The 21,140-nt window shown below is 65.7% G+C and carries 17 protein-coding genes; 8 read left to right on the top strand and 9 right to left on the bottom strand.

The features are described 5' to 3' along the window. Nucleotides 1-8 precede the first annotated feature (8 nt). The 4 genes from GTP41_RS07365 (at nt 9) to GTP41_RS07350 (ending at nt 7,574) form a co-directional block, all read left to right on the top strand. Nucleotides 9-3,155 (top strand): efflux RND transporter permease subunit, encoded by a 3,147-nt coding sequence (locus GTP41_RS07365; RefSeq protein ID WP_161024913.1) that lies wholly within the window; start codon nt 9-11, stop codon nt 3,153-3,155. Then, complete coding sequence (locus GTP41_RS07360) at nt 3,155-4,636, top strand: efflux transporter outer membrane subunit (RefSeq protein WP_371867300.1); 1,482 nt, start codon at nt 3,155-3,157, stop codon at nt 4,634-4,636. Before GTP41_RS07365 ends, GTP41_RS07360 begins: the two co-directional genes overlap by 1 nt. Further along, nucleotides 4,636-5,709: a patatin-like phospholipase family protein gene (locus GTP41_RS07355; RefSeq protein ID WP_161024911.1), complete on the top strand. Its 1,074-nt coding sequence runs from the start codon at nt 4,636-4,638 to the stop codon at nt 5,707-5,709. Before GTP41_RS07360 ends, GTP41_RS07355 begins: the two co-directional genes overlap by 1 nt. A gap of 89 nt (nt 5,710-5,798) precedes the next feature. Then, nucleotides 5,799-7,574 (top strand): methyl-accepting chemotaxis protein, encoded by a 1,776-nt coding sequence (locus GTP41_RS07350; protein ID WP_161024910.1) that lies wholly within the window; start codon nt 5,799-5,801, stop codon nt 7,572-7,574. On the opposite strand, the gene hemW is transcribed toward GTP41_RS07350, so the two are convergent. Genes hemW through GTP41_RS07335 form a run of 3 tightly spaced genes read right to left on the bottom strand, consistent with a single transcriptional unit; the run spans nt 7,571 to nt 10,436 of the window. Then, a complete protein-coding gene (gene hemW, locus GTP41_RS07345) occupies nt 7,571-8,818 on the bottom strand; it encodes a radical SAM family heme chaperone HemW (RefSeq protein WP_161024909.1) in 1,248 nt (415 codons plus the stop codon). The two genes, GTP41_RS07350 and hemW, sit on opposite strands and share 4 nt — an antisense overlap. Continuing rightward, entirely contained in the window at nt 8,815-9,399 is a 585-nt protein-coding gene (gene rdgB, locus GTP41_RS07340) for an RdgB/HAM1 family non-canonical purine NTP pyrophosphatase (protein ID WP_161024908.1), read from the bottom strand. The genes hemW and rdgB overlap by 4 nt, the downstream gene beginning before the upstream one ends. Nucleotides 9,400-9,431: 32 nt before the next feature. Beyond that, on the bottom strand, nt 9,432-10,436 hold the full coding sequence (locus GTP41_RS07335; RefSeq protein WP_161024907.1) for an NADP-dependent oxidoreductase: 1,005 nt from the start codon (nt 10,434-10,436) through the stop codon (nt 9,432-9,434). 100 nt (nt 10,437-10,536) lie between these two features. Between GTP41_RS07335 and GTP41_RS07330 the strand changes: the two genes are divergently transcribed. After that, nucleotides 10,537-11,442: a LysR family transcriptional regulator gene (locus GTP41_RS07330; protein WP_161024906.1), complete on the top strand. Its 906-nt coding sequence runs from the start codon at nt 10,537-10,539 to the stop codon at nt 11,440-11,442. Here GTP41_RS07330 and rph read toward each other — a convergent pair. The 3 genes from rph to GTP41_RS07315 are packed head-to-tail and all read right to left on the bottom strand — an operon-like array spanning nt 11,411 to nt 14,084. Further along, on the bottom strand, nt 11,411-12,139 hold the full coding sequence (rph, locus tag GTP41_RS07325) for a ribonuclease PH (protein WP_161024905.1): 729 nt from the start codon (nt 12,137-12,139) through the stop codon (nt 11,411-11,413). The genes GTP41_RS07330 and rph overlap by 32 nt on opposite strands. A gap of 7 nt (nt 12,140-12,146) precedes the next feature. Further along, complete coding sequence (locus tag GTP41_RS07320; RefSeq protein WP_161024904.1) at nt 12,147-13,079, bottom strand: PP2C family protein-serine/threonine phosphatase; 933 nt, start codon at nt 13,077-13,079, stop codon at nt 12,147-12,149. Between the two features lie 12 nt (nt 13,080-13,091). Next, a complete protein-coding gene (locus GTP41_RS07315) occupies nt 13,092-14,084 on the bottom strand; it encodes a serine/threonine protein kinase (RefSeq protein ID WP_161024903.1) in 993 nt (330 codons plus the stop codon). 97 nt (nt 14,085-14,181) lie between these two features. Between GTP41_RS07315 and GTP41_RS07310 the strand changes: the two genes are divergently transcribed. Continuing rightward, the gene (locus tag GTP41_RS07310) at nt 14,182-15,072 is read left to right on the top strand and encodes a YicC/YloC family endoribonuclease (RefSeq protein WP_161024902.1); all 891 of its coding nucleotides are present in this window, start codon (nt 14,182-14,184) and stop codon (nt 15,070-15,072) included. Between the two features lie 191 nt (nt 15,073-15,263). Here GTP41_RS07310 and GTP41_RS07305 read toward each other — a convergent pair whose 3' ends face one another. Further along, entirely contained in the window at nt 15,264-16,565 is a 1,302-nt protein-coding gene (locus GTP41_RS07305; protein ID WP_161024901.1) for a M20/M25/M40 family metallo-hydrolase, read from the bottom strand. Between the two features lie 49 nt (nt 16,566-16,614). Here GTP41_RS07305 and GTP41_RS07300 point away from each other — a divergent pair, with 49 nt between their 5' ends. Next, nucleotides 16,615-17,364, top strand: coding sequence for a DUF72 domain-containing protein (locus GTP41_RS07300; RefSeq protein ID WP_161024900.1), 750 nt, complete (start codon nt 16,615-16,617; stop codon nt 17,362-17,364). A 9-nt stretch (nt 17,365-17,373) separates the two neighbouring features. Here GTP41_RS07300 and GTP41_RS07295 read toward each other — a convergent pair whose 3' ends face one another. Next, entirely contained in the window at nt 17,374-18,408 is a 1,035-nt protein-coding gene (locus tag GTP41_RS07295) for an ABC transporter ATP-binding protein (protein WP_161024899.1), read from the bottom strand. Nucleotides 18,409-18,448: 40 nt separating this feature from the next. Here GTP41_RS07295 and GTP41_RS07290 point away from each other — a divergent pair, with 40 nt between their 5' ends. After that, nucleotides 18,449-20,107: an ABC transporter permease gene (locus GTP41_RS07290; RefSeq protein ID WP_202419652.1), complete on the top strand. Its 1,659-nt coding sequence runs from the start codon at nt 18,449-18,451 to the stop codon at nt 20,105-20,107. Here the strand turns inward: GTP41_RS07290 and GTP41_RS07285 are convergent. Continuing rightward, the gene (locus GTP41_RS07285) at nt 20,083-21,090 is read right to left on the bottom strand and encodes an extracellular solute-binding protein (RefSeq protein WP_161024898.1); all 1,008 of its coding nucleotides are present in this window, start codon (nt 21,088-21,090) and stop codon (nt 20,083-20,085) included. The two genes, GTP41_RS07290 and GTP41_RS07285, sit on opposite strands and share 25 nt — an antisense overlap. Nucleotides 21,091-21,140 lie beyond the last annotated feature (50 nt).

Here is a 21,140-nt window from a genome sequence, read left to right as displayed (position 1 = left end):
GCCGCCACATGGCAAAATTCTTTATCGACCGCCCCGTCTTTGCGTGGGTGATCGCCCTCTTCATCCTGCTCGGCGGGGCGTTGGCGATTACCGTGCTGCCGGTGGCGCAATACCCGACCATCGCGCCGCCTTCCATTGTCATCAGCGCCGCCTACCCCGGCGCTTCGGCCCAGGTGCTGGACGACGCCGTGACCTCGGTCATCGAGCAGGAGATGAACGGCGCCGACGGCCTGCAATACGTTGAATCGCAAAGCGACTCGAACGGCTCCGTCAGCATCACCGTCACCTTCCAGCCCGGCACCAATCCCGACCTGGCGGCGGTGGACGTGCAGAACCGCATCAAGCGCGTCGAATCGCGCCTGCCGCAAGCGGTGATCCAGCAAGGCGTGCAGGTCAACAAGGCGCGCTCCAATATCCTGATGTTCGTCGGCGCCGCCTCCACCGACGGCAGCATGGACACCACGGCCATTGGCGACTACCTGGCGCGCAACGTGGTCAACGAGATCAAGCGCCTGCCCGGCGTCGGCCAGGCCGAGTTGTTCGGCACCGAGCGCTCGATGCGGGTCTGGGTCGACCCGGACAAGCTGACCGGCTACAAGCTCAATATGAGCGACGTCACCGCCGCCATCCGCCAGCAGAACGCGCAAGTGGCGGCGGGCACGGTAGGCGACCTGCCGAACCAGCGCGCGCAAACCTGGTTCGCGCCGGTGGTGGTCACCGGCCAGCTCACCTCGGTCGAGGAATTCGGCAAGATCGTCCTGCGCGCCAACCGCGACGGCTCGCTGCTGCGCCTGCGCGACGTGGCGCGGCTGGAGCTGGGCGGCGCCAGCTACCGCGTCAGCGCGCGCCTGAACGGCGAGCCTTTCGTCGCCATCGCCGTGCAGCAGTCGCTGACCGGCAACGCGCTGGCCACCGCCAATATCGTGCGCGAGAAGATGGAAGAACTGCAAAAGTACTTCCCGCCGGGCCTGAAGTACACCGTGCCTTACGACACCTCGCTCTTCGTCAAAATCTCCATCGAGGAAGTGGTCAAGACTCTGCTGGAAGCGGTGGCCCTGGTCTTCCTGGTGATGTACGTCTTCCTGCAAAACATCCGCTACACCCTGATCCCGACCATCGTGGTGCCGATCGCGCTGATGGGCACCTTCGCCGCCATGCAGCTGTTCGGCTTCTCCATCAACGTGCTGACCATGTTCGGCATGGTGCTGGCCATCGGCATTCTGGTGGACGACGCCATCGTGGTGGTGGAGAACGTGGAGCGCATCATGAGCGAGGAAGGCCTGTCCCCGCGCGACGCCACGCGCAAGGCCATGTCGCAGATCACCGGTGCGATTATCGGCATTACCCTGGTGCTGATCGCCGTCTTCATCCCCATGGCCTTCTTCGGCGGCGCGGTCGGCGCGATCTACCGCCAGTTCTCGCTGGCCATGGTGGCGGCGATGGCATTCTCCGCGCTGATGGCGCTGTCGCTCACCCCGGCGCTGTGCGCCACCATGCTCAAGCCGGTGCAGGCCGGCCACGCGCACGCCAAGACCGGCGTGTTCGGCTGGTTCAATCGCGGCTTTGCCAGCACCGCCACGCATTACCAGGGCTGGGTGGCGAAGATCCTGAAGCGCACCGGGCGCTTCATGCTGGTGTTTGCCGCGCTGCTCGGCATCGTGGCCTGGCTGTATGTGCGCCTGCCCTCCTCCTTCCTGCCGAATGAGGACCAGGGCTACATCATCGCCAACGTGCAGCTGCCGCCAGGCGCTGCGCGTGGCCGTACCGAGGCGGTGCTGGCGGAGGTCGACAAATACTTCCGCAGCCAGCCGGGCGTGGCGCGCACCATTGCGGTGGCCGGCTTCAGCTTCTCCGGCAGCGGCCAGAACGCGGGCCTGGTCTTCGTGCCGCTGAAAGACTGGAAGGAGCGCGGGCCGGACCAGTCGGCCGAAGCGATTGCCGGCCGCTCCTTTGGCGGCCTGGCGCATATCCAGGACGCGCAGATCTTTGCTTTAAGCCCGCCGCCGATCCGCGAGCTGGGCAACGCCACCGGCATCACCGCGCGCCTGCAGGACCGCGGCGGCCTGGGGCACGACGCCCTGCTGGCCGCGCGCAACCAGTTGCTGGACATGGCGGGCAAGAGCAAGGTGCTGGTCGGCATGCGTCCGGAAGGGCTGGAGGATGCGCCGCAAATGCAGGTCGATGTGGACCGGGAAAAAGCCAACGCCCTGGGCGTGGCCTTCAGCGACATCGCAGCCACGCTGGGCACGGCGCTGGGTTCGTCCTACGTCAACGACTTCGCCAACAGCGGCCGCCAGCAGCGCGTGATCGTGCAGGCCGACCAGGCGCGCCGCATGCAGCCGGACGACATCCTGCGCATGCAAGTGCGCAGCAATAGCGGCGCCATGGTGCCGTTCGCATCCTTCGCCACCACGCGCTGGCTGACCGGGCCGATCCAGCTGGTGCGCTACAACGGCTATCCGGCCTACCGCCTGAGCGCCAACGCGGGACCCGGCTATTCAACCGGCGAGGCGATGGACGAGTTGACCCGCCTGGCCGCGCAACTGCCGCCCGGCTTCGGCATTGAATGGACCGGCCAGTCGGCCGAGGAGCGCCTGTCCGGCGCCCAGGCGCCGATGCTGTTCGCCCTGTCCCTGCTGGCGGCCTTCCTGGTGCTGGCGGCGCTGTACGAGTCGGAGTCGATCCCGGTGGCGGTGCTGCTGGTGGTGCCTCTGGGCGTGCTGGGCGCACTGCTGGGCGCCCACCTGCGCGACCTGCCGAATGATGTGTACTTCAAGGTGGGGCTGATTGCGATCATCGGCTTGTCGGCCAAGAATGCGATCCTGATCATCGAGTTCGCCAAGGACCTGCAGGCGCAGGGAATGGGGCTGATCGAAGCCACGCTGGAGGCGGTGCATTTGCGCTTCCGCCCTATCATCATGACCTCGCTGGCCTTCATCCTCGGCGTGCTGCCGCTGGTGATCGCCTCCGGCGCCGGTTCAGCCTCGCAGCGCGCGATCGGCACCGGCGTAATGGGCGGCATGATCACCGCGACCGTGCTGGCGGTGTTCCTGGTGCCGGTGTTCTTCGTCGTGGTGCGCCGCATCTTCAAAGGCAGCGAGCGCCAGCGCCGCCTGGCCGCGCATGAAATGGATTTACCGGAGCCGAAGCAATGATGACGTCCTTCCCCGCCTTCAACACGCCGCCGCTGCTTCGTGCAGTGGCCGCCACACTGCTGCTGGCCGGCCTCGTATCCGGCTGCTCGATGGCCCCCGCCTACCAGCGCCCCGCCGCGCCGGTGGCCGACGCCTTCCCCACCACGCCGCCCGCCGCTGGCACTGCCGCGTCCACCGCTGTGCCATCCGGCCGCGCACCCTCGGCGCAAGCGCCGCTGACAGCAGCCGATACCGGCTGGCGCACCTTCTTCCCTGACGGCCGCCTTCAGCAAATCATTGCGACAGCGCTCGACAACAACCGCGACCTGCGCATCGCCGCCCTGCGCATTGAAGAAGCGCGCGGCGCCTACCGCATACAGCGCGCCGACCGCCTGCCGACCCTGAACGCGTCGCTCGGCGCTTCCCGCAGCCGCACACCCGGCTTCGCCAATGCCGGCGGCGAGTCGCAAATCGTCGAGCGCTTCGACGCCGGCCTCGCCATCCCAGCCTTCGAGCTGGACTTCTTCGGCCGCGTGAAAAGCCTGAGCGACTCCGCCCTGGCCAACTACCTCGCCACCGAGGAAGCCAGGCAAGCCGCGCAAATCAGCCTGGTCGCGGAAGTCGCCAAGGCCTACTACACCGAGCGCGCGCTGGCCGAACAGCAAGCCCTGGCCGAACGCACCTACGAAGCCCGCAAGCGCACCTTCGAGCTGACCCGCCAGCGCGTGGAAGGCGGCGCCTCCTCCCGCCTCGACCTGCGCTCCAATGAGCAGCAGATGGAAACCGCCCGCGCCTCCGCCCTCGCCGTGGCACGCCAGCGCGCCCAGGCTGCCAACGCCCTTACCCTGCTGGCCGGCCAGGCGCTGCCCCCCGCAAGCGACAGCCTTGCCCAGCCCGACGCGCAAGCCGACGCCATGGCCAACCTGACCGCCGGCCTGCCATCCGACCTGCTGGCCAACCGCCCCGACATCCGCGCCGCCGAGCAGCGCCTGAAGGCAGCCAACGCCAACATCGGCGCCGCGCGCGCCGCCTTCTTCCCGCGCATCACGCTTACCAGTTCGATCGGCAGCGCCAGCCGCGAATTCAACGGTCTGTTCGACAGCGGCAGCGACACCTGGAACTTCGCCCCGCAACTGGTGCTGCCCATCTTCGACACCGGGCGCAACCTGGCCAACCTCGACGTCAGCCACGCCCGCAAAAATATCGCCGTGGCCGACTACGAAAAGACCATCCAGCAAGCTTTCCGCGAAGTGGCCGACGCGCTGGCCGCCCGCAACTACCTGGGCGAACAGGTGGCCGCCCAGCGCGCGGTGCAGGACGCCCAGGCCGAACGCCTGCGTCTATTACAATTACGCTTTGAGAACGGCGTCGCCAGCTCGCTCGACGTGCTGGACGCCCAACGCGAATTGTTCAGCGCGGAACAGGCCCTGGTCCAGGCCCGCCTGCTGCGCACAAGCAGCGCCATCGACTTGTACCGTGCGCTTGGAGGAGGTTTGAAGTAGTGGATTCACCGATCAGCATCCGGCTCGGCCAGCGCGCCCGCCAGCGCATCGAGCGCGAAGGCCTGCAAGCCGCCGACATCGCCATCATCCCCGCCGCGGCGGGCGGCCCCAAAGGCCTGATCCTGAACGGCATCGACCAATGGCTGTTCGGCGAATGGCTGAAACAAGCGCCGCGCCAGCGCCGCCTGGTCGGCGCCTCGATCGGCGCCTGGCGCATGGCCGCCGCCGCCTTCCACGACCCGGTGGCAGCGCACCAGCGCCTGGCCCACCACTACGCGCACCAGACCTACCCGGCCAAGGTGGACGCCGCCTACGTCAGCCGCGTCATCCGCGGCCTGCTCGACAGCGTGCTCGATGGGCGCGGCGGCGAAATGCTGTCCAACCCCGACTACCGCCTGTCCGTCATCACGGTACGCGGCATCGGCCCGCTGGCGCAAACGCGCGGCAGCAAATGGCGGGAAATGGCCGGCTTCCTGCGCGCCGCCGCCGGCAACGCCGTTTCGCGCCAGCGCCTGGCCGGCGCCATGGAGCGCGTGGTGTTCCACGATCCGCGCGACGACGCGGGCTGGCTGCGCGCCGGCTTCGACGCCTTCACCTCGCACTTTGTCGGCCTGTCCGAACAGAACCTGCACGCCGCCCTGCTGGCCTCCGGCTCCATTCCACTGGTGCTGCAAGCTGTCAGCGGCATCGCTGGCGCGCCGCCCGGCGACTACTGGGACGGCGGCCTGGTCGACTACCACCTGCACCTGCCCTACCAGCGCGACGAAGGCCTGGTGCTGTACCCGCACTTCACCGACCATATCGTGCCGGGCTGGCTGGACAAATCCATGCCGTGGCGCCGCGCGCGCGACAGCGCGCTGGACAACGTGATCCTGGTTTCGCCCTCGCCCGCTTTCGTGGCGCGCCTGCCGAACCGCAAACTGCCCGACCGCACGGACTTCAAGCACTACGGCCAGGACCACGGCGCCCGTATCCGCGACTGGCTGCACGCCATCGGCGAGAGCGAACGCATGGCCGACGCCCTGGCGCAATGGGCCGAGAAGCCCGACCTGCGCCTGGCCCAGTCCTTCTGACCTGGCCACAGGCGTTGCAGCCTTGCAACAATTCATCAAGGCTGCACCATTCAGGCGCATACTACTCATCCAATCCCGGGGAGACTTGTATGCAAATCCTGACGCAACTGCGCATTGGTTCCCGCCTGGCGGCGGGTTTCGGCATTGTCCTGCTGCTGTCGGCCCTCGGCACCGGCTACGCCCTGTACCACTCCAACGACACCGCCAATGCCACACGCGCCATGATGGACCGCCCATTGGCCAAGGAACGCATCGTCTCCGACTGGTATGTGCTGATCTATTCCGCCATCGCGCGCACACAGCTGATCGCGCGCAGCAGCGACGCCGAATTGTCGAATAAGTTTGCCACCGTCATCGCCGACAGCACCAAGCGCGGCGGCGAACTGCTCAAGTCCATCGAAGCACTGCTCGAGTCGGAGGCGGAGCGCAAGATCTATCAGGACGCCATCGCCCTGCGCAAAAAATACCAGGAGGCGAAAGACGCCGTCATGAAGGCGAATAAGGAGGGCGATGCGGCGGAGGGCGAGCGTCTCTACCGCGAGTCCTTCGACCCGGCGGCCAAAGCCTACCAGGAGAAGGTCAAAGAGCTGCTCGGGCAACAGCGCAAGGCGATCGACGACACCGCCGCCGGCATTAACGCCGCCCATGAACGCAGCTCGCGCCTGCTGCTCATCCTCAGCACCCTGCTGCTGGCCTTTGGCGCCTGGGCCGCCTGGATGATCTCGCGCAGCATCACGCGCCCGCTCAGCGCCGCCCTGGGCATCGCCAACACGGTGGCCGAAGGCGACCTGACCACCCAGTTCGAAGAGCAGACCGCGCGCGACGAAATCGGCGACCTGATGAAAGCCCTGCGCGGCATGAACGACGCGTTGCGGCGCGTGGTGAGCCAGGTGCAGACCGGCACCAGCGCCATCTCCACCGCCTCCAGCGAAATCGCCTCCGGCAACTTGGACCTGTCCTCGCGCACCGAGCAGCAGGCCAGTTCGCTGGAAGAAACCGCGTCCTCGATGGAGGAGCTGACCTCCACCGTGAAGCAGAACGCCGACAACGCCAACCAGGCCAATCAACTGGCCCTGGCGGCCTCCGACGTGGCCGCGCGCGGCGGCGAGATCGTGGGCCAGGTGGTGGAAACCATGGGCTCCATCGACTCCTCCTCGCGCAAGATCGTGGACATTATCGGCACCATCGACGGCATCGCCTTCCAGACCAACATCCTGGCGCTGAACGCCGCCGTGGAAGCGGCGCGCGCCGGCGAGCAAGGGCGTGGTTTCGCGGTGGTCGCCTCCGAGGTGCGCAACCTGGCGCAGCGCTCGGCCGCCGCCGCCAAAGAAATCAAGGAGCTGATCGACAATTCCGTCGCGCAGGTGAACGCCGGCACCACCTTGGTGCAGCAGGCCGGCACCACCATGGGCGAAGTGGTGAGCAGCGTGCGGCGCGTGACCGACATCATGGGCGAGATCACCTCGGCCAGCCGCGAGCAAAGCGTCGGCATCGATGAAGTGAACCAGGCCATCGGCCAGATGGACCAGGTGACGCAGCAGAACGCCGCGCTGGTGGAGCAAGCCGCCGCCGCAGCGGCCAGCATGCAGGAGCAAGCCGCCCAACTGGCGCAAGTGGCCGCCTCCTTCCGCCTCGGCACCGAAGCGGTCGCGCGCTGGAGCGGCCAGCCGCGCGCCCAGGTGTCGCCGCCGTCAATAGACGACGCCAGCAGCGCGCCGCCGCAACGCCTGGCAGCGCCTGAGCCGCGCGCCAAACCGCGCCAGGCTAGCGCCAAAGCCAGCAGCGCTGCGCCTGCCTCGGAACGCCGCAGCAAGACCGAGCGCCGCGCACCGGCGGCATCGAACGATGAGTGGGAAGAGTTTTAAGCCTCGTCACCGAGGAACATTTGCTGCAGGTCGTTCAGGAAGCGCTGGCCCAGCTCGGTCGGCTTGATCAGCATATGGTCGCGGTATAGCAGGCCCTTGGCCTCGGCCGCGTTCAACTGCTTCTCGATGGCGTTCAAAGCCACGCCGGTACGCTCTGCAAACAGGTTCGGCTCAAAACCATCCTGCAGGCGCAGCGTATTCAGCATGAACTCGAAGCCCATCTCATCGCGCAGCAGCTCGCGCTCCTCCTGCACCGGATTGCCGGCGGCCACGGCGTCCATATACGACTTGGGCTGCTTGTAGCGCGCCTGGCGCAGCACGCGGTGCGGGAAGGACAGCTTGCTGTGCGCCCCCGCGCCGATGCCCAGGTAGTCGCCGAACTGCCAGTAGTTCAGGTTATGGCGCGCCTGGTGGCCGGGCTGGGCGTAGGCCGACACCTCGTAATGGCCGTAGCCGTTGGAGGTGGTCATCTCGGCGATCATGTCCTGCATGTCCGCGCTCAAGTCGTCGTCCGGCAGCTGCGGCGGATACTTGGCGAACAGCGTGTTCGGCTCCATCGTCAGATGGTACAGCGACAGGTGCGGCGGCTTGAAATCGATCGCGGTCTGGATATCCTGGCGCGCCTGCTGCAGCGACTGGTTCGGCAGTGCGTACATCAGGTCCAGGTTGAAGTTGTCGAAATTCGCCAGCGCGATTTCCACCGCGCGCTTGGCCTCGCCGTCGTCATGGATGCGGCCCAGCGCCTTCAGGTGCTCGCCGTTGAAGCTCTGGATGCCGATCGACAGGCGGTTGACGCCGCTGTCGCGGTAGGAACGGAATTTCTCGGCCTCGAAGGTGCCAGGGTTGGCCTCCATCGTGATTTCGCAGGCGCCGTCCAGCGGCAGCAGGCTGCGCAAGTCCGACATCAGGCGATCCATGGCGGCCGCCGACATCAGGCTGGGCGTGCCGCCGCCGATGAAGATGGTGTAAATCTTGCGGCCCCAGATCAGGGGCAGCGACATTTCCAGGTCGCGCCGCAGCGCGTCCAGGTACTCCTGCTCGGGCACCTCGCCCTTGGCCTCGTGCGAATTGAAATCGCAATACGGGCACTTGCGCACGCACCACGGCCAATGGATGTAGAGCGACAGCGGCGGCAAGGCCTGCAGGTTCAGCGCGCCCGGGCGCAGGTAGGTAGCAGCGACGCCGGCGGCGCTGTCGATGGTGCGGCTTGGTACGGCAATGCCGACCGGCTTAATCGGGATCATTTCAGCTTCTCAACCAGTGCGCGCAAGGCCTGGCCGCGATGCGACAGGCGGTTTTTTTCTTCCGGCGCCAGCTCGGCGACATGCTTGCCCAGCGACGGCACCAGGAAATACGGGTCGTAGCCGAAGCCGCCCTCGCCGCGCGCCTCGGGACGGATCTCGCCGTTCCAGCGCCCGTCGGCAATCACCGGCTGCGGGTCGTCGGCATGGCGCACATACACCAGCACACAGTAATAGTAGGCCGATTTGTCGGCATGCGCCGCCAGGTCTGCGATCAGCTTCTCGCTATTGCGCGCATCCGACTTCGGCTCGCCCGCATAGCGCGCCGAGAACACGCCCGGCGCGCCGCCCAGCGCGTTCACGCACACGCCCGAATCGTCGGCCAGCGCCGGCAAGCCGGTCAGGCGCGAAGCATGGCGCGCCTTGGCCAGTGCATTTTCGACAAATGTGTGGAACGGCTCTTCCGCCTCCGGCACATCGAATTCACCTTGCGGATGGGCGGACAAGCCGATGGTCGAGAGCAGCTCGTTGAATTCCTTGAGCTTGCCCTTGTTGTTGGATGCGAGAACGATACGTTGAGTCATGAATGTCGGCTCATATTGAATGAGCCGACATTTTAAACCACTTGCAGCACCAGCTTGCCCTGGTTGGCGCCCGAGAACAGCTTGGCAAAGGTCTCCGGGAAGCTATCCAGGCCCTGCACCACATGCTCGCGGGTTTTCAGCTTGCAGGCCTGGATCCAGGCGCCCATGGCCATGATCGCCTCCGGCGCGCGGTGGTAGTAGTCGGCCACCATCACCCCGCGCATGGTGGCGCGCTTGACCAGCAGCTGCAGGTAGTTGGAAGGCCCCGCCACCGCCTGCGTATTGTTGTACTGCGAAATAGCACCGCAGATCACCACCCGCGCACCGTGCGCCAGGTTGGCCAGCGCCGCGTCCAGGATCGTCCCGCCAACATTGTCAAAGAAGACATCGATACCCTTCGGCGCATGCTGGCGCAGCGCCGCCGCCACGTCTGCGCTCTTGTAGTCGATGGCGGCGTCAAAGCCCAGCTCCTCCACCAGGTAGCGCACCTTGTCCGCGCCGCCGGCGATGCCCACCACGCGCGCGCCCTTCAGCCTGGCGATCTGTCCCACCAGCGCGCCCACCGCTCCTGCCGCGCCGGACACCACCACGGTATCGCCCTCCTTCGGCTGGCCCACGTCGAGCAGGCCGAAATACGCCGTCAGGCCCGGCATGCCGAGCGCGCCCAGGAACAGCGGCAGCGGCGCCAGCGCCGGATCCACCTTGTTCAGGCCCGCGCCGTTATGGATCGCGTACTCCTGCACGCCCAGCAGGCCGCTGACATGCTCACCGGCCGCAAAGCCCGGATTGCGCGACTCCACCACACGGCCCACTGCAATAGCGCGCATCACCTCGCCCAGCGCCACCGGCGGCATGTAGGACTCGGTCGAAGCGTTCATCCAGCCGCGCATGGCCGGATCGAGCGAAACATGCGAAACCTGGATCAGCACCTCACCCTCCGCCAGCGCGCGCAATGGCGTGCTGGCGAACTCGAAATCACTGCGCTGGACAGCGCCTACCGGGCGGCGGGCAAGAAGGAATTGGCGGTTGCTGGTCATGGTGCGTCGTGAGAAAAGTTTGAATGCCAGCAGTGTACGGGGCGCAGGCGTGCTTGATAAGTCAACGAGGCAGCATTACATTGTTGACCAAGGAGGAACAATGAACCCGCAGCGCCTTGCCATTTTCGCCACAATCATCCAGGCCGGCAGCATCAGCGCCGCCGCCCTCAAGCTGGGCTGCGGCAAATCCGTCGTCTCGCGCCAGCTCGCCCAGCTGGAGAAGGACCTGGGCGCGCGCCTGATCCAGCGCTCCACGCGCCAGCTCGCACTGACTGAAGTCGGGCAAATGGTGCTGGAAGAAGCACGCCAGATCGAACGCTCGCTGGACAAGATCGCCCACCTCGCCGACAGCTACCAGCAGCAGGTGCGCGGCCTGCTGCGCGTCTCCTGCGCCATGGCCGGGCGGCGCGCCCTGGTGCCGCTGCTGGCCGAATTCACCGCGCACTACCCGCAAGTCAAAGTCGCGCTGCAACTGGACGACGCCATGGTGGACCTGATCGCGCAGCAGATCGACGTCGCCATCCGCACCACCGCCCTGGTCGACTCGACCCTGGTCGCGCGCAAGCTGGCCGACAACCCCAGCGCGATCTGCGCCGCGCCGTCCTACCTGGCGCGCCACGGCACGCCGCGCACGCCGCAGGAATTGCAGCAGCACGCCTGCCTGGTGTACGCAGTCGGCGCGCGGGTCTACGATGAATGGAATTTTGGCGACGCGGGCACGGTACGGGTCGACGGCCCGCTGCAGATGAACGACGGCGGCGCGCTGGTGACCGCCGCCGTCGGCGGCGCCGGCATCATCAAAGGCCCGCAATCGATCATGGCCGAGGAACTGGCCAGCGGCCAGCTGGTGCGCATCCTGCCCGATATCGACTTGCCGCCGGGCCCCGCCACCTACGCGGTCTACCCGGCGCGCGAATTCCTGCCTTTGAAGACTGCCGCCTTTGTGGACTTCCTGCGGCAGCGCATGGGAAACACTACAGGCCGAGCGCCTGCTTCTGCAGTTTGACCAGGTCGCGGATGCCGCCCTCGGCCAGATCCAGCAAACGGTTCATGGCAACGCGGTCGAAGGCCGCGCCCTCGGCGGTGCCCTGCACTTCCACGAAACTGCCCGCGTCGGTCATGATCACGTTCATGTCGGTATCGCAGTCCGAATCCTCCACATAATCCAGGTCCAGCACCGGCACACCCTTGTAGACGCCAACCGAAATCGCCGCCACGAAATGCTTGACCGGGATGGTTTCGATGGCGCCGCGCGCCTTCAGCTTGGAGAACGCATCATACGCCGCCACCATGGCGCCGGTGATGGACGCGGTACGGGTGCCGCCGTCGGCCTGGATCACATCGCAGTCCAGCTGCAAAGTACGCTCGCCAAACGCCTCCAGGTCGAACGCCGCGCGCAGCGAACGGCCGATCAGGCGCTGGATCTCCTGGGTACGGCCGCTTTGCTTGCCCTTGGCCGCCTCGCGGTCCATGCGCGAATGGGTCGAGCGCGGCAGCATGCCGTATTCCGCCGTCATCCAGCCCTGGCCTTTGCCCTTCAGGAAGCCGGGTACCCGCTCCTCAATGCTGGCGGTGCAGATCACCTTGGTGTCGCCGCACTCGATCAGCACCGAACCCTCGGCATGCTTGGTGTAGTCGCGCGTGATGCGGATAGTGCGCAGCGCATCGACAGCGCGTCCGCTTGGGCGGGTGACAGTGGTCATGTGAATCCTATTTCAATAATTGGGAAGATTTCTCGATAGCGCCGCGGATTTCCGCGATCGCCTTTTCAATTTCGTCATCGTCGAACACATCGATCTCGGTCTTGGCGCCGTGGATGGTGGTGCTCACCACATCCTCCGGCAAAGCCTCGGTCGAAATAATGGTCGAACCGGCATGCGTGGTCGGCGTACCATCCGACACCAGCGCGCCCTGCCACACAATGGCCAGCGCCGTCACGTTATCGCTATGCTCGCCGGCGCGGCGCAGCGCGGTCGCCAGCATATCCGGCACCGCGCGCACCACGGTCTGCGTGGTCAGCATCTGCACCAGCTCCTCATCGCTCACCACCGACCACAGGCCGTCCGAGCACAACAGCAGCGAATCGCCCGGCAGCACGCTGGCGCGGCCGGAAATTTCGATACGCGGCGCGCTGCCCGCGCCCAGGCAGGAGAACAGCTTGTTGCGGTCCGGGTGCGTGTTGCGCGCGGAAGGCGGGATCAAGCCCTTCTCGATCATATTCTCCACATGCGAATGGTCGCGCGTGCGGCCATGGATCTGGCCATTGCGCACCCAATACAAGCGCGAATCGCCGCAATGCGCCCACACCGCCGTATTGTGCTGCACCAGGCAGGCAACGACGGTGGTGCGCGGCGACTCCGGCATATTGTGCGCGGCGGTGTACTTGTGGATTTCATGATGCGCCGCCTGCAAAGCCTCCTCCAGGAAGCGCTCCGTCCCCTTCACGTAGGGCGTGGCCTGCTGCTGGAACATCTTCGAAATCGTGCTGGTAGCGATGGTGGCGGCGATTTCACCGCGCGCATGGCCGCCCATGCCATCGGCCAGCACCAGCAGCAGCGCATCGCGCGTAAAGCTGTAGCCCATCCGATCCTGGTTGACCTTACGGCCGCCAATATGCGTTTCCTGATAAACGGCGAATTGCATGGCGTGCCCTCCTTAATGTTGCGTGCGCGGGGCCGCGTCTTTTTTACGACCAAAACCCAGCTTGCCAGCCAGTTTCCCCAGTTTCTCCAGCGCCCCCGGCGGCGGCGGCGGCTCGTTGGACGTCGGCGCCTGCTGCAACAGCTTTTGCAGCTCGAACAGGCTTTGCGGGCGCGCCAGCGGATCGATCTGCAGCGACCATCGTACCAGCTTCACCAGCTCCGGCGAATACAGCCCGTCCAGCTTTTGCAGGTGCGGCTCCATCTTGTCCTCCTTGCGGCGCTGGTCGGCCGGCTGCGGCGGCTGGCCCAGCATGCAGGCGAACATCGACGCCCCGATCGAATACACATCGGTCCACGGGCCCAGCGCCTCGGTCTTGCTGTAGAGCTCAGGCGGCGCAAAGCCGGGGGTATACATCGGCATCAGCTTCGGGCTGTCCGAATTAACGGTCTGGCGCGCCGCGCCGAAGTCCAGCAGCATAGGCGTGCCATCCGTGCGCAAGTAAATATTGGCCGGTTTTAAATCCAGGTGCAGCAGCTTATTGGTATGCACCTCGCGCAAGCCTTTCAGCACCTGCGTGAAAATCTGGCGCACGAAAGCCTCGCTGCAATTGCGGCCCTTGCTGCGCTGGCGCTGGATATGATCCTGCAGCGAATGGCCCGATTCATAAGCCATGACCATATACACGGTTTCATTGGCCCGGAAGAAATTCAACACTCTTACAACATTCGGGTGTGAAATTTTTGCCAGTGCACGCCCCTCTTCAAAGAAGCACTTCAGCCCGATCCTAAAGACCGGAAGGTTGGCTTTGGTGACCACAGGCACCATTTCGCCCTCTTGACGTAATGCAAGAGAGCTTGGTAAATATTCTTTAATTGCTACCGCATTACCTTCGGCGTCGTAGGCCAGGTACACAATACTGAACCCGCCTGACGCAATTTTCTTTACAATGCGGTATCCAGCAATTTCCAGACCATCCGGTAATGGAGCGTTGTTCTGAGCTGCCATAAGTTTCCTCGCTTCAACTAAACCGGATTGTGTGGGACAAAGCAATATATTGTAAAGACAAAGACAAAATCGGGGATATCCTTTGAGCATTTCCAGCATGACTGGCTACGCAGTAGCCACGAGCGAAAGCGCGGCGGGCACACTGACTATCGAAATCAAGAGCGTGAATTCACGCTTCCTTGACCTGCAGTTCCGGATCAACGACGACCTGCGCGCGCTCGAACCCGATTTACGCTCCGCCATCATGGGCACCATCACCCGCGGCAAGGTGGAGCTGCGCCTGAGTTTCGGCCGCAAAGCCGCCGCCGCCGGCACCCAGGCCCTGAACGTCACCCTGCTCAACGAACTGGCGCGCCTGCAGGGCGAAGTCAGCAAGCACTTCGCCGGCGCCGCACAGATGAGTGTTGCCGAACTACTGCGTTGGCCTGGGGTGGTGGAAGAAGCCCAGATCGGCCAGGAATCGCTGCAAGCCGACGTTTCCGCCCTGATGGCGAAGACCCTGGGCGCCTTTGTCACCAGCCGCCAGCGCGAAGGCGCGGCCCTGGAAGCGATGCTGGTGTCGCGCATTGAAGCGATGGAAGGCATTGTCAAACGCATCACCCCGCTGATTCCACAAGTAGTTGCGCAATTCCAACAAAAAGCCGTCGAACGCATGCAGGAAGCGCTCGGCCTGGCCTGCCAGGGGTCGAATACCGCCATGTCGCGCCAGGACGCGATGGAACGCATCCGCCAGGAAGTGATCCTGTACGGCATCCGCATTGACGTTGCTGAAGAGCTCGGTCGCCTGTCCGCCCACCTGGGCGAGACCCGCCACATCCTGAAAAAAGGCGGCCAGGTTGGCAAGCGCCTCGACTTCATGATGCAAGAGCTCAACCGCGAAGCCAACACCCTGGGCGCCAAAGCCTCCGTCAAAGAGCTCGCCGACGCCTCGATGGAGCTCAAGCTCCTGATCGAGCAGATGCGCGAGCAAGTCCAAAACCTGGAATAAACCAGCGCCAAAACCGGCGGCAAAAACCGGTGCCAGGTCTGTCATTCGGACACCCAGACCACTCCTTTGACAAATATCAAAACGGGGCGAATCGCTAGCTTAGCGTATTCGCCCCGTTTTGCTTTCTAGCATGCTTTGAGAAAAATCAAAGGTGTGCGCCGCGTGTCCGAATGACAGACCTGGCACCGGTTTTAGCGGGTCAGGCGGTGGAGAAGGATGGCGGTGCGGATGGCGCCTTGTTCGATGGAGCGGATGTCGAGGTCTTCGCCGGGGGCGTGGGAGCCGCGACCAATGGCGCCCAGGCCGTCCAGGCTGTCGACATAGGGGGCCGCGAATTGGATGTCGCCGGCGCCGCGCAGGCCGGGCGCTAAGGCGGCGATCGGGCCCAGCCCGGCGTCGGCGCTGGCTTGGGAGTAGAGTTCGAGCACTTTCAAGTTGCCGGGTGTGGGGGCCATCGGTGGGTAACCGTCGTGGAATTTGATCGCGGCACTGGTGCCTGGCAGGCTTTGGGCGACGATGGCGCGCATGCGGGCGCGCGCTTGCTCACCTTGCTCGGGGGTCAGGAAGCGCAGGTCGCCCGTTACGCGCGTGGCGTTGGCGATGACGTTGGTTTTGCCGAAGGCGCTGCCTTTGGCTGTCGTGTCGTCGTAGCCGATCTCGGTGCCGCCTACGATGACGCCGGGGTTGAAGGTTAAATTCGGCTCTTGCAGCTGCTGGCGGAAAGCGTCGAGAATGCGGGCGGCTTCGTACACGGCGCCGTAGCCGGCGTTGTTGCTGAAGATGCCGGAGGAGTGGCCTTGCATGCCTTTCACGTCCAGCAGCCAGGAGGTCGAGGAGCGGCGGCCTATCGTGCCGGTGGCCTTGCCTTGCGCGTCCAGCATCGTGGCTTCGTATGCGAGTGCGACGTCGCTGCGCTTGGCCATTTCCACCATGTCGCGCCGCGAGATTTCTTTGGGCTCGCCGGCGTTTTCTTCGTCGCCGGTGAAGATGACGCTGATGCTGGTGTTCTCCAGCGCGCCGCTGGCATGCAGGGCGCGCAGGGCTTCAATGATGATGACGTCGCCGCCCTTCATGTCGTTGACGCCCTGGCCGCGCGCGCGGTCGCCCACGCGCTCCCATTTCTGCATCGGGCTATCGGCTTCAAATACTGTGTCAAGGTGGCCGATCAGCAGCACGCGCTTGCCTTGCTTGCCTTCGCGCGTGGCGACCAGGTGGCCGGCGCGTTGCATCTCCCTTGGCATGTCGATCCATTGCGTCTTGAAGCCTAACTTGTCGAACTCGGCGCGGAAAAGCTGGCCGACTTCACGCACGCCGGCGTGGTTCATGGTGCCGCTGTTGATGTTGACCGACTTTTCCAGCAGTTCGAGTGCTTTGCCGGAGTTGGCTTTGACGCTGGCGACGATGCGCTCTTCTTCGGGGGTCAGCGTTTGGGCGGCGGCGCTGCCCATCAGTCCAGCGGCAAGCAGGGAAACGAACAGGCGGGTCAGGCGCATTTCTGGCATCCTCCATGAAGTGTGTGCGCAACTTTACTACGGAATCGCTATGCTTATCCGCGTTGGCATCGGCGGCTGGGATTTTCCTCCCTGGCGCGAAACTTTCTATCCTCCCGAGGTGCCGCTCAAGCGCGCGCTGGAATACGCGAGCAGCGTGTTGACCAGCATCGAGATCAACGGCACCTTTTACCGCAACGCCAAGCCCGAGCACTTTGCCGGCTGGGCGCAGCGTACGCCGGATAATTTCGTGTTTGCGGTGAAGGCGTCGCGCTATGCGACCAACCGCAAGGTGCTGGGTGAGGCGGGCGAGTCGATCGCGCGTTTCATGGAGAGCGGGCTGTCGGAGCTGGGCGATAAGCTGGGGCCTATCCTGTGGCAGCTGGCGGCGACCAAGCGTTTCGATCCGGATGACTTGGCGGCGTTCTTCAAGCTGCTGCCGAAGAAGCTGGGCAAGCGCAAGCTGCGGCATGTGCTGGATGCGCGCCATGAGAGCTTCATGTGCCCGGAGTACCTGGCGCTGGCGCGCAAGCACAAGGTGGCGACCGTGCTTACGGATTCGCCGAAATTCCCCAACTTCACGGAGCTCACGGGGGACTTTGTCTATGCGCGGCTGATGGCGGCGCAAAGCGGCGTGGCAAGCGGGTATACCAAGCCGGCGCTCAAGCAGTGGGCGGCGCAGGCGCAGCAGTGGGCGGACGGCGGCAGGCGCGAGGTGTTCGTCTACTTCATCAACGGCGCCAAGGAGCGCGCGCCGGCGGCGGCGCTTGGCTTGCTGCGGGCGCTCGGTGCGAAGCGCTGACCCGGGCCGCTAAGCGCCGGCAGCGAATGCCACCACGTGCTCGGCGCCCAGCACGATGCCGATGCGTTCGCCCAGCGCGTGGTTGTGGTGGCTGGGCACCAGGGACAGCACCTGGGCGCCGCTGGCCAGGCGCAGCGTGTACATGAACTCGGCGCCGCGGAAGGTTTTGGCGACCACTTCCGCCGTCAGGGTGCTGGCGTCGTCGTGCAGCACGTCGTCGGGCCGCAGCAGCACTTGCATCTGCTGCCCCGGCGTGCCGCGCTCGCCCTGCGCGGGCAGGCTGCCCAGCTCGAGCTTGATGCGGCCGTCGGCCTGCACTTCGCCCGGCAGGAATACGCCTTGTCCGACGAAGTCGGCGACGAAGCGGTTGGCGGGGCGGTGGTACAGGTTGTAGGGGGCATCCCATTGCTGGATGCGGCCTTCGTGCATCACGCCGACCAGGTCGGCGAAGGCGAAGGCTTCGTGCTGGTCGTGCGTGACCAGGATGGCGCTGACGCCTTCGGCGCGCAGGATCTGGCGCACTTCCTGCGCCAGTCTTTCGCGCAGTTCGACATCGAGGTTGGAGAACGGTTCATCGAGCAACAGCAGGCGTGGGCGCGGCGCCAGGGCGCGCGCCAGGGCGACGCGCTGCTGCTGGCCGCCGGACAGCTCGTGCGGGTAGCGGCTGCCCTGCCCCGCCAGCCCCACCGTCTGCAGCAGGGAGGCCACGCGTGCCGCGCGTTCGCTGCGCGCCAGGCCGAAGCCGATGTTCTCGGCCACCGTCAGGTGGGGAAACAGGGCGTAGTCCTGGAATACCATGCCGACCCGGCGCAATTCCGGCGCGACGTGCAGCCCGGGACGCGCGACGATTTCGCCTTCCAGCACGATGCTGCCTTGCGCCACGTGTTCAAAGCCGGCGATGCAGCGCAGTACCGTGGTTTTGCCGCAGCCGGAGGGGCCGAGCAGGCAGGCGATGCTGCCGGCTGCAAGCTGCAGCGACAGGCGGTCGACCACGGTGTGGCTGCCGAACGCGTAGGAGATTTGCTGCAAGTCGAGGATAGGCATAGCACGGAATTATAATTCCCATTTTCATCTTGGAGCCATCTTGCCCAATTCACTGAAAGCGCAGCCGTCCATCCTTTGGTGGGCCCTTGCCGTGGCCGCGCTGGTGGCGGTGCCGATCGCCAGCGTGGCGGTGCACCTGCTGGCAGGCCAGGGCGGCGATACCTGGAGCCATTTGGCCGAGACGGTGTTGGCGGGCTATATCGGCAATACCTTGCGGCTGTGCGCGGGCGTGGCGCTGGGTACGGTGCTGGTCGGCACCGGCGCGGCGTGGCTGGTGACGATGCATGATTTCCCCGGGCGCCGCCTGTTCGAGTGGGCGCTGGTGCTGCCGCTGGCGGTGCCGGCCTATGTCATGGCGTACACCTATACCGACCTGCTGCAGTTCGTCGGTCCGGTGCAAAGCTGGCTGCGCGCGGCCACCGGCTGGCAAGCGGGCGAATACTGGTTCCCCGATGTGCGCACGGTGGGCGGGGCGGTGCTGATGTTTGTCTGCGTGCTGTACCCGTATGTTTACCTGCTGGCGCGGGCGGCGTTCCTGGAGCGGGCTGCGGGCGTGCTGGAGGCGGGCCGTTCGCTGGGCCTGGGGCCGTGGTCCAATTTCCTGCGCGTGTCGCTACCGCTGGCGCGCCCGGCTATCGCTGCCGGCGCCGCGCTGGCTTTGATGGAGACGCTGGCCGATTACGGCGCCGTGTCGTATTTCGGGGTCCACACCTTCACCACCGGCATTTACCGCGCCTGGTTTTCGCTGGGCGACCGCGTGGCGGCCTCGCAGCTGGCCGCTACCCTGCTCGGCTTCGTGGCGCTGGTGCTGTGGCTTGAGTACATGGCGCGCGGGCGGGCGCGCTTTCACAATACCGGGCGGCGCGCGGCGCCTGTGGCGCAGCGCCTGCAGGGCGCGCGCGCCTGGGCCGCCAGCCTGGCTTGCCTGCTGCCGCTGCTGCTTGGCTTCCTGCTGCCGGGCGGCGTGCTGCTGCACATGGCGCTGACCAGCGGCGACGCGCAATTCGGCGCGCGCTTTGTGGAGCTGGCACGCAACAGCTTTGTGCTGGCGGCGCTGACGGCCGCATGCGCGGTGCTCCTGGCGGTGCTGCTGGCCTATGCCGGCCGCTTGTCGGCGCACCCGCTGCTGCGCCTGGCCAACGGCACGGTGAACCTGGGCTATGCGGTGCCCGGTTCGGTGATCGCGGTCGGCGTGCTGGTGCCGTTGGGCTGGCTGGATAACCGGCTGGCGCACGCCATCAGCGCCGCCACCGGCGCCAACCCGGGCCTGCTGCTCACCGGCGGCATCGCGGCGCTGGTGTACGCCTACCTGGTACGCTTCCAGGCGGTATCGCTGCGCACGGTGCAGGCCAGCCTGGGCAAGGTCACGCCGAACATGGACGAGGCGGCGCGTTCGCTGGGCCAGTCGCAACTGGGCGTGCTGCGCCGCGTGCACCTGCCCCTGCTGCGCGGCAGCCTGCTGACGGCCGCACTGCTGGTGTTTGTCGATGTGATGAAGGAGCTGCCGGCCACGCTGGTGATGCGGCCGTTTAACTTCGATACGCTGGCCACGCAGGCCTACACGCTGGCGGCGGACGAACGCCTGGCGGAAGCGTCCACCGCCGCCCTGGCCATTGTGGCCGTGGGGGTGCTGCCGCTCATCATGCTGTCGCGGCAGATCCGCCAGGGTAGTACTTACTGCCAACCGGCGCGGTCGTAAATCTTCTGCACCGCGGCCTGGTGCTTGGCCAGCTTGCCGACATTGATGTCGTCCTGCTTGAAGCTGCCCAATTTGGCCAGCGCCGGGTTGGAGGTCTTCACGCCCGCCACCACCGGCCACTCGTTGTTGCCGTCGGCGAAATAGACCTGGGCCGCGTCGGACGCCAGGTACTCCAGGAACTTGATGGCGGCATCCTTGTTCGGCGCCGTCTTCAGCACGCCCGCGCCGGAGATGTTGACGTGGGTACCCGCGCCCTTCTGGTTCGGCCATACCACGCTAACCGATTCCATCAGCTTTTTGTCTTCCGGTTTATCGGAGCGCATCAGGCGCGCCACGTAGTAGGAGTTGGCCAGCGCCACGCCGCATTCGCCGGCCGCTACCGCCTTGATCTGGTCGGTGTCGCCGCCTTTCGGCGCGCGCGCGAAGTTGGCCACCAGGCCTTTGGCCCAGTTCAAAACTTTCTGCTCGCCGCCGCGCTCATACAGCGCCGCGCCCAGCGACAGGTTGTAGGGGTGGGCGCCGGAGCGCACGCAGACCTTGCCCTTCAGGCGCGGATTGGCCAGGTCTTCGTAGTTCTGCACATCGGCGCCGTTGACGCTCTTGTTATGCACGATGACGCGGGCGCGGGTGGAGAATGCGTACCAGTCGGCGGTGCGCAAATGGGCCGGCACGCGCGCATTCAGCGTGGGCGATTGCACTTGCGCGAACAGGTTCAGTTCATCGGCTTTGGCCAGGCGCGCCGCGTCCACCGTCAGCAGCACGTCGGCCGGGCTGTTGGCGCCTTCGTTCTTGATGCGCTCCAGCAGTTCGTTCTCGCCTGCTTCAATGCGGTTGATCTTGATGCCGGTCTGCTTGGTGAAGTTGTCGTACAGCGCCTGGTCGGTCTGGTAATGACGCGCCGAGTACAGGTTCAGTACCTGGGCCTGGGCGGCGCCGGCGGCCAGGGTGGCCGTCACCAGGGTGGCGATTTGCAGCAGCTTCATGGGGCATTCTCCGAAGATGGGATAAAGCCCCGATGCTAGCAAAGATTCAA

The sequence above is a fragment of the Pseudoduganella guangdongensis genome (assembly GCF_009857475.1).
Lineage (GTDB): Bacteria > Pseudomonadota > Gammaproteobacteria > Burkholderiales > Burkholderiaceae_D > Rugamonas > Rugamonas guangdongensis.
This window is presented reverse-complemented; position numbering and strand designations above follow the sequence as displayed.

Coding starts and splice junctions, on each gene's coding strand:
- GTP41_RS07360 (WP_371867300.1), top strand. CDS start 3,155: ATGACGTCCTTCCCCGCCTTCAACACGCCGCCGCTGCTTCGTGCAGTG.
- GTP41_RS07330 (WP_161024906.1), top strand. CDS start 10,537: ATGAACCCGCAGCGCCTTGCCATTTTCGCCACAATCATCCAGGCCGGC.
- GTP41_RS07350 (WP_161024910.1), top strand. CDS start 5,799: ATGCAAATCCTGACGCAACTGCGCATTGGTTCCCGCCTGGCGGCGGGT.
- hemW (WP_161024909.1), bottom strand. CDS start 8,818: ATGATCCCGATTAAGCCGGTCGGCATTGCCGTACCAAGCCGCACCATC.
- GTP41_RS07285 (WP_161024898.1), bottom strand. CDS start 21,090: ATGAAGCTGCTGCAAATCGCCACCCTGGTGACGGCCACCCTGGCCGCC.
- rdgB (WP_161024908.1), bottom strand. CDS start 9,399: ATGACTCAACGTATCGTTCTCGCATCCAACAACAAGGGCAAGCTCAAG.
- GTP41_RS07295 (WP_161024899.1), bottom strand. CDS start 18,408: ATGCCTATCCTCGACTTGCAGCAAATCTCCTACGCGTTCGGCAGCCAC.
- GTP41_RS07335 (WP_161024907.1), bottom strand. CDS start 10,436: ATGACCAGCAACCGCCAATTCCTTCTTGCCCGCCGCCCGGTAGGCGCT.
- GTP41_RS07315 (WP_161024903.1), bottom strand. CDS start 14,084: ATGGCAGCTCAGAACAACGCTCCATTACCGGATGGTCTGGAAATTGCT.
- GTP41_RS07310 (WP_161024902.1), top strand. CDS start 14,182: ATGACTGGCTACGCAGTAGCCACGAGCGAAAGCGCGGCGGGCACACTG.
- rph (WP_161024905.1), bottom strand. CDS start 12,139: ATGACCACTGTCACCCGCCCAAGCGGACGCGCTGTCGATGCGCTGCGC.
- GTP41_RS07320 (WP_161024904.1), bottom strand. CDS start 13,079: ATGCAATTCGCCGTTTATCAGGAAACGCATATTGGCGGCCGTAAGGTC.
- GTP41_RS07365 (WP_161024913.1), top strand. CDS start 9: ATGGCAAAATTCTTTATCGACCGCCCCGTCTTTGCGTGGGTGATCGCC.
- GTP41_RS07300 (WP_161024900.1), top strand. CDS start 16,615: ATGCTTATCCGCGTTGGCATCGGCGGCTGGGATTTTCCTCCCTGGCGC.
- GTP41_RS07305 (WP_161024901.1), bottom strand. CDS start 16,565: ATGCGCCTGACCCGCCTGTTCGTTTCCCTGCTTGCCGCTGGACTGATG.